The following is an 11,772-nucleotide window of genomic DNA, read 5'->3' as shown; positions in this document are numbered from 1 at the left end:
GACCGAGCGTGTGGATCTGTTTGGCGACGTTGCCTATGCCACCGGGCTCAGCAATGCGGGCGACACCAGCGCCCTCAGCGCAAATGCAGGGCTCAAAGTGGTGTTCTAGAGAGAGACCAGCATTGCCATTGTGATTGTTGGAAGGTCAACAAGCAGATATTTTATGGGTACCGCAACGACCGCGCTGAACGTTTGTTTTTTCTCTGCGACAAGTTTGAATTGGTAGAATTATTCCTGACCAAGCCGTCATCGTCGCTTGGAGTTTCGCTCGTGCAGCAAGTCGCAAATTGCGAGAATCTGACACGGATAATCGGACTGCAAATGGTGGGCAAGCGGGACCTAATGAGCTTTCGCTGCGACTGAGCGAGCGTTTGGTTGGCCCGTGTTGCTAACATGAGCGTCTGACAGGTGTGGCCCTCACCATAGCTGATTTCTATTCAAATATAGAACTTTGGTATTTCCCCGTAGAGCGATCTCGTTCCAGTGTTGGATAAGAGAAAGAGAAGAATTGACTGGACGGACTTGCGCGCAATCAAACAGCAAAAGTCAAGCAACAATACCTTGGAGCGTTTGCCGGGAAAGTAGAGCCAAATATCCCATCATTACCGGTGCGTTTAGGGTTAGAGCAACAACAGGTCGATCGCTCCCCAGTTTGAATTGGATAAAGAAATGACCGTTATGAACAACACACCCGTTTTGGCAATTGCATTGCCTCATCAGTCTTCAGCAGAAGATGAGGATGTGAGCTTTGCATTGCCGGAAAATGCATTCACGGATCTGGATGGCGATACGCTGACCTTAAGTGCGACGCTTGCTGATGGTGCCGCATTGCCTGGCTGGTTGGTGTTTGATGCGGTTGCAGGGAGCTTCTCGGGCACACCGCCCCAGAACTATAATGGCATCGTCAATGTAATGGTGACGGCCAGCGACGGGTCACTATCAGCAAGCGATGTCTTTGCGCTTGAGATTACATCTGTGAACGATGCGCCTGTCACGCTAAATGATATTGTTGGCACGAGTGAATTCCGCGTCAATGAGTTTACCCACAGCTCGCAAGTCTACCCGAGCGTGACAGCCCTCGCCAATGGCCATTTTGTTGTCACCTGGGAATCTAATGGCGGGCAGCAGGGCGACACGTCTGAATCTGCCATCAAGGCCCGTATCTTTGATGAGAATGGCGATGAGATTGTCAGCGAATTCCTGGTCAATGAGTTTACCAATGGCGTGCAAAGCTGGCCAAGCGTAACGGCGCTCACCAATGGCCATTTCGTTATCACCTGGCAGTCTGATGATGCGCAGCAGGACGATACGTCCAGTACTGCCATCAAGGCGTCTATTTTTGATGAGAACGGCGTTGAGATCGTCAGCGAGTTCGTCGTCAATGAGTTCACCGATGGCCCTCAAAGGCTCCCGAGTGTAACGGCACTCACTGATGGTCAATTCGCTGTCAGCTGGGAGTCTCTTGATCAGCAGCAGGGGGATACTGATTGGGCCATCAAGGCCAGTATTTTTGATGCGACTGGAAGTGAGATCGTCAGCGAATTCCTGGTCAATGAATTTACCAATGGCGCTCAACACGACCCGAGTATCACGGCCCTCACCAATGGCCATTTTGTCGTCACCTGGGCCTCTTGGGACCAGCAGCAGGGCGATACGTCCAGTACTGCCATCAAGGCGCGTATTCTGGACACGGATGGAAATGAGATTGTCACTGAGTTCCGTATCAATGAATTTACCAATAGCGCTCAAACCAACCCGAGCGTGACAGCCCTTGCCGATGGCAATTTTGTCGTCACCTGGATGTCTAATGATGGGCAGCAAGGGGATGCGTCTGGTGGCGGCATCAAGGCCAGTATTTTTGATGCGAATGGCGATGCGATCGCCAGTGAATTCCTGGTCAATGAATACACGACGCACTATCAAAGTTATCCAAGTGTTACCACCCTCGCCAATGGCCATTTTGTTGTCACCTGGGCGTCTAAAGGTTCGCAGCAAGGGGATGATGATTATGCAATCAAGGCTCGTATTTTTGACGCGACTGGCAACGAGATTGTCAGTGAGTTCCTGGTCAATGAAGTCACCCATGGCCCTCAATGGGATCCGAGTGTGACAGCCCTTGCTGATGGCGGTTTCGTCATCACCTGGGAATCTGGCGATAGGCAGCAAGGTGATGCTTCTTCTGCGATCCAGGCACGTATTTTTGACGCAAACGGTGTTGCTCAAAACCCCGATCCGATCACCGAAGATGCTGTTGCCCTGATTGAGATAGCCACACTTCTTGGCAATGACAGCGATGTCGACGGGGATGTGCTGACGATGACAGCTGTTGATGCCACGAGTGCGCATGACGCGACCCTGATGCTGAACACCAATGGCACGATCAGCTACGATCCCACCGGCGCGGCTGATGTGCAGGCCCTGGCAGAGGGCGAGACCCTGACGGATACATTCACCTATACGGTCAAGGACGGCCATGGCGGGGAGAGCACCACAAGTGTTTCTGTTATTGTGCACGGCACCAATGATGCTCCTGTTGTGTCCGTTCCATTGCCTGATCAGTCTTCCGCGGAAGATGAGGCCGTGGCCTTTGCCCTGCCCGCCAATGCATTCACGGATGTGGACGGTGATGCGCTGACCTTAAGCGCAACACTTACGGATGGTACGGCCCTGCCGGGCTGGCTGGAGTTTGATGCGGCTTCCGGGAGCTTCTCGGGCACGCCGCCCCAGGACTTCCATGGCACATTGAGTGTCACGGTGACGGCCAGCGACGGGTCTCTTTCAGAAAGCGGTATCTTTGCGCTCGAGATTACACCCGTCAACGACGCACCTGTCGCGGCGGATGATGTGGTGCAGAGTTCCACACTGGTCACCGAAGATGTTGTCACCTCGATTGATATTGCCGCCCTTCTGGCCAATGACAGCGATGTCGATGGGGATGTGCTCGCGGTGACAGCTGTTGATGCCACGAGTGCGCATGGGGCCGCGCTGGAGCTGCACACCGACGGCACCATCAGCTATGATCCCACCAATGCAGATGCTGTTCAGGCTCTGACCGTTGGTCAGACACTTATCGACACATTTACCTATGTGACCAATGACGGCAATGGTGGTGTGAGCGTCGCAACCGTTTCACTCGTTGTGCACGGCACCAACGATGCCCCTGTTCTGGCGATTGTATTGCCTGATCAGTCTTCCGCGGAAGATGAGGCCATGAGCTTTGTTTTGCCAGCGAACGCATTCACGGATGTGGATGGGGATACGCTGACCCTGAGTGCGACGCTGGTTGGGGGTGCGGCCCTGCCGGACTGGCTGGTGTTTGATGCGGCTGCGGGGAGCTTCTCAGGCACACCGCCCAAGGACTATACGGGGCAAGTCAGTGTCATAGTGACGGCCAGCGATGGAGCTCTTTCAGAAAGCGGCATCTTTGCGCTTGAGATTACCGCTGTCAACGACGCGCCTGTTGCGGCGGATGATGTGGCGCAGAGTTCCACGCTGATTACCGAAGATGTTGTCACTCCAATTGCTATAGCCACGCTTCTTTCCAACGACAGCGATATCGACGGGGATGTGCTCGCGGTGACGGCTGTTGATGCCACGAGTGCGCATGGGGCCACGCTGAAGCTGAACTCCGACGGCACGATCAGCTATGATCCCACCGGCGTAGATGGCATTCGGGCCCTGGCAGAGGGCGAGACCCTGACGGATACATTCACCTATACGGTCAAGGACGGCCATGGCGGGGAGAGCACCGCAAGTGTTTCTGTTGTTGTGCACGGAACCAATGCTGCCCCTGTTGCGGCAACTGCATTGCCCAATCAGACTTCCGCAGAAGATGAGGCCGTGAGCTTTGTATTGCCAGCGAACGTATTCACGGATGTGGATGGGGATGCGCTGACCCTGAGTGCAACGCTGGCTGGGGGTGCGGCCCTGCCGGGCTGGCTGGTGTTTGATGCGGCTGCGGGGAGTTTCTCGGGCACACCGCCCCAGGACTATACCGGGCAAATCAGTGTCACAGTCATGGCCAGCGATGGCTCACTGTCTGAAAGCAGCACCTTTGTGCTTGAGATTACCCCTGTCAACGATGCCCCTGCTGCGGATGATGACTTTGTTTTCCAGAGTTCTACTCCGATCACAGAAGATGTTGTCACCTCGATTGATATTGCCGCCCTTCTGTCCAATGACAGCGATGTCGACGGAGATGCGTTCACGGTGACAGCCGTTGATGCCACGAGTGCGCATGGGGCCACGCTGAAGCTGAACACCAATGGCACGATCAGCTACGATCCCACTGGCGCAGCTGCTGCGCAAGCCCTGGCAGAGGGTCAGACACTTATTGACACATTTACCTATACGATTGAGGACGGCCATGGCGGTGAGGACACCGCAACCGTGTACGTCGTTGTGCGCGGAACCAACGATGCACCTATCGTAGTTAATGATACGGCGCAAACTGCCACGCCGGTCATCGAAGATGCTGTCGCCCTGATTGATGCCGCCATGCTTCTTGCCAATGACAGCGATGTCGAGGGGGATGCGCTGACGATGATAGCGGTGTCTGATATGAGTACGCATGGGGCCACGCTGAAGCTGAACGCCAACGGGACAATCAGCTATGATCCCACCGGCGCAGACGCTGTGCAGGCCCTGGCAAATGGCCAGGCCCTGACGGATACCTTCACCTATACGGTCGCGGACGGTAAAGGCGGTGAAAGCACCGCAAGTGTTTCAATCGTGGTTTTTGGAACCAATGATGCACCGGTCGCGGCGGATGATGTGGTGCAAAGTGCCACGCCGATCACCGAAGATGGTGTCACCCTGATTGATATCGCCACGCTTCTTGCCAATGACAGCGATGTCGAGGGGGATGCGCTGACGGTGTCAGAGGTGTCTGCACTGAGTGCGCATGATGCCGCGCTGACGCTGAACTCCGACGGCACGATCAGCTATGATCCCACCGGCGCAGACGCTGTTCAGGCTCTGGCAGAAGGCCAGACCCTGACGGATACCTTCACCTATAGGGTCAAGGACGGCAGTGGCGGGGAGAGCACCGCAACTGTTTCAGTTGTTGTGCACGGCACCAATGATGCCCCTGTCCTGGCGATTGCTTTGCCCGATCAGTCTTCCGCAGAAGATGAGGCTGTGAGTTTTGCCTTGCCGGCCAATGCATTCACGGATGTGGACGGTGATGCGCTGACCTTAAGCGCGACACTTACGGATGGCACGGCCCTGCCGGACTGGCTGGAGTTTGATGCGGTTGCCGGGCGCTTCTCGGGCATACCGCCCCAGGACTATACCGGGCAAGTCAGTGTGATAGTGATGGCTAGCGATGGATCTCTTTCCACAAGCGGCACCTTTGCGCTCGAGATTACCCCTGTCAACGACGCCCCTGCCGTGGCGGATGATGTGGCGCAAAGTTCCACGCCGGTCACCGAAGATGTTGTGACCCCGATTGCAACAGCCATCCTTCTGGCCAATGACAGTGATGTCGAGGGGGATGCGCTCACGATGACAGCCGTTGATGCCAGGAGTGCGCATGGGGCCACGCTGGTGCTGAACACCAACGGGACCATCAGCTATGATCCCACCAGTGCAGCTGCTGTGCAGGCCCTGACAGATGGGCAGACCTTGACGGATACCTTCACCTATACGGTTGAGGACGGCAATGGCGGGGAGAGCACCGCAACCGTATCAATCATTGTGCACGGAACCAATGATGCCCCTGTTCTGGCGATTGCATTGCCCAATCAGTCTTCAGCAGAAGATGAGGCCGTGAGCTTTGCGCTGCCAGCCAATGCGTTCACGGATGTAGAGGGTGATGCATTGACCTTGAATGCTACGCTTGCTGGTGGTGCGGCCCTGCCGGACTGGCTGGTGTTTGATGCAGTTGCCGGGAGCTTCTCGGGCACACCGCCCCAGGACTTCGATGGCATATTGAGTGTTACGGTGACGGCCAGCGACGGGTCTCTTTCTGAAAGCGGCACCTTTGCGCTTGAGATTACCCCTGTCAACGATGCCCCTGCCGTGGCGGATGATATTGTTATCCAGAGTTCTCCCCCGATCACAGAAGATGTCGTCACTTCGATTGATATCGCCACGCTTCTGGCCAATGACAGCGATGCCGATGGAGATGTGCTGACGATGACAGCTGTTGATGCCACGAGTGCGCATGACGCGACCCTGACGCTGAACACCGATGGCACGATCAGCTACGATCCCACCGGCGCAGCTGCTGTGCAGGCCCTGGCAGAGGGTCAGACACTCGTCGATACATTCACCTATACGGTCGAGGACGGTCATGGCGGGGAGAATACCGCAACCGTGTACGTCGTTGTGCGCGGAACCAACGATGCGCCTGTTCTGGCACTTGCATTGGAAGATCAGTCTTCTGCGGAAGATGAGGCCGTGAGCTTTGCGCTGCCAGCCAATGCATTCACGGATGTGGATGGGGATGCGCTGACCTTGAGTGCGACGCTTACGGATGGTACGGCCCTGCCGGACTGGCTGGTGTTTGATGCGGTTGCAGGGAGCTTCTCGGGCTCACCACCGCAGGACTTCAATGGCATGTTAAGTGTCACGGTGACGGCCAGCGATGGGTCTCTCTCAGCAAGCGATACCTTTGCGCTTGAGATTACCCCTGTCAACGACGCCCCTGTGGCGGCGGATGATGTGGCGCAAAGTCCCACGCCGGTCACCGAAGATGTTGTCACCTCGATTGATATTGCCGCCCTTCTGGCCAATGACAGCGATGTCGATGGGGATGTGCTCGCGGTGACAGCTGTTGATGCCACGAGTGCGCATGGGGCCGCGCTGGAGCTGCACACCGACGGCACCATCAGCTATGATCCCACCAATGCAGATGCTGTTCAGGCTCTGGCCGTCGGTCAGACCCTGACGGATACATTCACGTACACCATCGAGGACGGTCATGGCGGGGAGAATACCGCGACAGTTTCGATCGTTGTGCACGGAGCCAACGATGCGCCTGTCGCAACTTATGATAGTGAGGTTGAAAGCACTCTTGATGCGGAAAATACCATTGACGCAAGTGAGTTCCACGTCAATGATCTTATCAATAGCGCCCAAAACGGTCCGGGCGTTGCGGAACTCGCCAATGGTAACATCGTCGAAATTTGGACGGAAGAATATGGACCACCGGCGTTTGATGTGACGGCCCCTCACGTTAAGGCACGTATTGTAGACGCAGATGGTGTTGAGATTGTCAGTGAGTTCTATGTCATTAAAGTCTTTGGCGTCCAAACTGCGAGGAGTGTTATAGCACTCTCTAATGGCAATTTCATTGTAACTTGGGGTCATTCTGATAACTCAGATCCAGTTACTAACGCACGCGTTTTTGATGCGAATGGTGTCGCGATCAGCAGCACGTTGAACGTCGCCGGGCTCTCTTTTTTAGGTACCTCAAGTGTTACAGAGCTTGCCAATGGCAATTTCGTCGCAAGCTGGTCGAATGCATACTTTAACGATGTTACTGGTTATGACAGCTATGTCCGTGTTTTCGATGCGAACGGCGATGACATCAGTGGCCTTCTCCAAGTCAATGCACCTCTCAATGCCCGTGACTGGTTTGACGTTAGTGTTACAGCCCTTGCTAATGGCAATTTCGTTGTCACCTGGAACGCTGATGACCCACAAGACGGTTCTTACAGTTATGCAACCAAAGCCCGCATTTACGATGCGAATGGTGTCGGGGTCACCGATGAATTCTTGGTCAATTCAAACACCGATGGCGCTCAATGGGACTCGAGTGTCACAGCGCTCACCAATGGCGATTTTGTTGTCACTTGGGAATCTGAGGCCCGTATTTTCGATGCAAACGGTGTTGCCAAAAATCCCGATATCATCATAGAAGATTTTGTCACCTTGATTGAGACAGCCAACCTCTTGGCCAATGATAGCGATGTCGACGGGGATGCGCTTACGGTGACAGCTGTCTCTGCCACAAGTGCGCATGGCGCTGCCCTGATGCTGAACCCTAACGGGACCATTAGCTATAATCCCACCAACGCAGACGCTGTTCAGGCTTTGGCGGAGGGCCAGACCCTGACGGATACATTCACCTATACCGTTAAGGACGGCAATGGTGGTGAGAGCACTGCGATCGTTTCGATCGTTGTTCACGGAGCAAACGACGCTCCTGTCGTGGCTGAGGATTTTGTGACGCACGGCGCCGGTCTTGTTACAGAAGATGTTGTCACCCTGATTGATACCACTACCCTTCTGGCCAATGACGGCGATGTCGAGGGGGATGCGCTCACGGTGACCGAGGTTTCTGCCACAAGTGCGCATGGCGCTGCCCTGATGCTGAACCCTAACGGGACCATCAGCTACGATCCAACCAACGCAGACGCTATTCAGGCTCTTGGAGTTGGTCAGCCTCTGACGGATACATTCACCTATACCGTAAAGGACGGCAATGGTGGTGAGAGCGTCGCAACCGTTTCAATTGAGGTCCTTGGATTAAGCGAAACTCCGATGGTCGTTGGCACTGATGTTAATGACACTCTGTATGGTAGTATATTCCTGAATGACAACCTGTATGGCGGTGATGGCAATGACGAGCTGTGGGGGGGGCGTGATCTTGGTTATGATGGCGATGACTATCTGAGTGGCGGTGATGGCGATGACAAGCTGTTTGGCGACTTTGACCAAATCCCCTTCACACCCGGCGACGACATTCTAGACGGGGGTAATGGCAATGACAGCCTGTATGGCCGTAGAGGTGATGACATTTTGCATGGCGGTGGTGGCGATGACTATCTGCGTGGCGGTGATGGCGATGACGTCCTATACGGTGGCGATGGTGATGACAGCCTAGACGGCGGCGGTGGTAGTGACACCCTGTATGGCGGTGATGGAGATGATTTTATGGATGGCGGCGGTGGCGGCAATGACACCCTGTATGGCGGTGATGGCAATGACACCCTGCTTGGCAGTTACGAAAACAGTCATCTGCATGGCGGCAATGGCAATGACATCCTGTATGGTGGCTTTTTCGATCTCAGTGATAGTGGCGATGACACTCTAGAAGGCGGCGCAGGTGATGACACCCTATATGGTGTTGATGGTGATGACATTTTGCAGGGCGGTGAGGGCGATGACCTCCTGTATGGCGATGATGACAACGACACCCTCGCCGGAGATGCTGGCAACGACACCCTGACTGGCGGATCGGGAGACGACACCTTCGTCTTTGATCCCGGTTTCGGCAAGGATATCATAACCGATTTTGCGGCTGGCGCTGCGACGGATGATGTCGTCGAGTTCAGGGGTATCACCAACCTGGTATCCTATACGGACGTCCTGAACAGTGCGGCGGATGACGGCACCGACACAACCATCATGTTGGATACCGACAACAGCATTGTCCTGAAGAACGTCGTCATTTCGGATCTGTCCTCCGACGACTTCCGGTTTTACGCGTAACGCACACGACGCATGGTGTCGCAATCACGTTCCCAGGACGGGCTTATGCGGAGTGCCTTTATGGCACTCCGTTCGACATCCCAGGCATTGACCTGCTCAGCCTGCCGATCAATCTCCTGATGCTCACCGGATCGCTGCTCATGCTGATCCTGCAGTCGCAGGTGACTGATGATGAGTTTTCTTGCGGACGACGTGTAAGTGGAATTGGGTTCTATCTGTTCAGGCATTGCCTTGACAAAACGGAAATCTGGCGGGCTCAGGATGGAGCATAGCTGCTGCCTATTCAAATATAGGAATTGGGAATTTCCCTAAGACTGCAACCTGACTCTAACATTGGTTGGAAGTTGAGCTGTTTGGTGTCCCGAATGCTTAATAAAAAGTTGCCAATATCCGTAATAGATTCAGTCTGTTACTTGCAGTCTGGGGTGGGCCAAAGTATCATCGGCCCATCGGCCCATCGGCCCATCGGCCCATCGGCCCATCGGCCCATCGGCCCATCGGCTCATACTGCGCCTTCGTGTAGGCAGCAGTACCCGGCGGTTTCTTCCTCCTTACAATCTGACACTGGGCGTCAAACCGACCTGCTTTTGTGGATCAATTCGCGGTCTGACCACGGTTTACGGATTGGACGGCCAAACGCGGCTATCCCCGCTCCCTGTGACGCGAGCTGTGATGACCAGCGGTTTTGGGTCTGATGTCCTCTCTCGTATTTCATCACGATCAGGACGGACGGCGCGGAAACAGCGCTCTGCCGATCCCCGACGGTGGTTCGCTTCTGGCTGCGGTTGTCACAACGCGTCCGGCCGATACCCCCCACAGGAGAGTTTCAGAATGACAATGGAACCCTTGGACCTCCAACCAGTCTTTCGTCGGTTCTACGTTTTGGTTCGGGGTGGTCGTTTAACCAGGTTCAAGGACCAAGTGGCGAGCCTTGCGCCAGGTATTTCGGCGGTGGCGACAGCTGTAGTGTTTTTCGCCGGCGGTGTCGACCAAGCAATGGCCCAAGCAGTCCCTCCCTGCGAGGGCGACACCGAAACTCAAGATACTGTTGCGCTTATGGCCGGGGCTGACAAGGGGAGGATGTGCCTCCCTATCGACCGAGACCCGATCAGGGGAAGTTTTATCGGGCCATATACAGTTAGCATTAGCCTTGGTCTTGGCGCCGCGACCGTGCGAATGGAGGGAGGTACGGTCACGACGGATGAGGCAGGTGCTCACGGGGTTTATGCCGGCACCACTGAGAGTGGCGATGCGACCGCGCAAATGAAGGAAGGTACAGTCACCACGGGTGGGGAAGGTGCTCACGGGATTTGGGCTGTCTCGGTGGGCGGGCGGGCGATTGCCGAACTGGATGGGGGGGCTGAGGTTACGGCCTTAGGAGTGGATTCAGACGGCATTTATGCCGAGGGTGGTGCAGGCTTTGACGTGGATGTGGCCGGGTCCGTAACGGGCGGAGCTGGCACCGGCGCAGCGATCCGCACGATTTCCAGCGCTGGTGGGACGATTGATGTCGCCAGCGGGGCCAACGTGACTGCGGGAAAGTCTGGCCTTGCGATACAAGACGGGGATGGAGATGCGGTTGTCACCCTGGAAGGGACCATCACCGGGGATATTATTCTGGGCGCGGGGGGCGATACTCTGGAGCTGAAGGATGGCAGTGTCACCGGTCGTATTGATGGTGGTGCAGGTCATGATCATCTGACCTTGAGTGGTCAGACCATGACAACCACTGTGTACAACTTGATCAATTGGGAGCGTGTCACGCTGGATACGGCTCTGTCCATCAACGCCGGGTCTGTGTTTCATGCGACTGGCGGGCAAGGGGGTATGACCATCGTCGGTGACGTAAACAATCAGAGCGATGTCGTCTTCAGCGTTCAGGACGGGGTTGCGGGGGATGAGATCACCATTGAGGGCAATTACACTGGATCGGAAGCGAACTCGAACATCTTTGTCCTGGAGACCGATGGTGCGAACACCGACAGGCTGGTCATCACCGGCGACGCGTCGGGCGAGATGATGCTGTCGCTTGCCAGCCTGGGAAGCGGTAGTGCTGTGGGTGCCCCGCTTGAGCTCAACCTGGTCTCTGTTGGCGGAGCATCTAACGACGCGACCTTCACCCTGATTGGCAACCATATCACCCCGGACGGGGAGGGTGCCATTATTTCAGGCGTCTACCTCTACACACTGGCCGAGGCCGCGGATGGCCGCAGCTGGGCGTTAAGCGCGCGGTCAGAGAGTGGTGAAGTCACCTATCAACCGTCCGCACCGATCTATGACAGCTATGGTGCGTCGCTGCTGGCGTTCAATGCGCCCTCTGGGCTGTATGCA

Annotated in this window: 3 protein-coding genes; 2 read left to right on the top strand and 1 reads right to left on the bottom strand. The window is 55.6% G+C overall.

Going from position 1 to position 11,772, the window contains the following annotated elements; genetic code table 11:
• The first annotated feature begins 669 nt into the window (after positions 1 to 669).
• A complete protein-coding gene (locus tag SLH47_RS25680; RefSeq protein WP_320243926.1) occupies positions 670 to 9,441 on the top strand; it encodes a tandem-95 repeat protein in 8,772 nt (2,923 codons plus the stop codon).
• On the opposite strand, the gene SLH47_RS25675 is transcribed toward SLH47_RS25680, so the two are convergent.
• Complete coding sequence (locus SLH47_RS25675) at positions 9,432 to 9,668, bottom strand: hypothetical protein (RefSeq protein WP_320243925.1); 237 nt, start codon at positions 9,666 to 9,668, stop codon at positions 9,432 to 9,434. The genes SLH47_RS25680 and SLH47_RS25675 overlap by 10 nt on opposite strands.
• A gap of 949 nt (positions 9,669 to 10,617) precedes the next feature.
• On the opposite strand from SLH47_RS25675, the gene SLH47_RS25670 reads away from it, so the two are divergent.
• A partial coding sequence (locus SLH47_RS25670; protein ID WP_320243923.1) for an autotransporter outer membrane beta-barrel domain-containing protein occupies positions 10,618 to 11,772 on the top strand: 1,155 nt, incomplete at its 3' end.

The organism is Cognatiyoonia sp. IB215182, assembly GCF_033963905.1.
Lineage (GTDB): Bacteria > Pseudomonadota > Alphaproteobacteria > Rhodobacterales > Rhodobacteraceae > Yoonia.
Note: the sequence above shows the minus strand (reverse complement) of the source record. Positions and strands in the feature narration are given on the sequence as shown.

Bases quoted from the DNA above. Each gene is read 5' to 3' on its own strand.
- SLH47_RS25680 (WP_320243926.1), top strand. From the start codon at position 670: ATGACCGTTATGAACAACACACCCGTTTTGGCAATTGCATTGCCTCAT.
- SLH47_RS25675 (WP_320243925.1), bottom strand. From the start codon at position 9,668: ATGCCTGAACAGATAGAACCCAATTCCACTTACACGTCGTCCGCAAGA.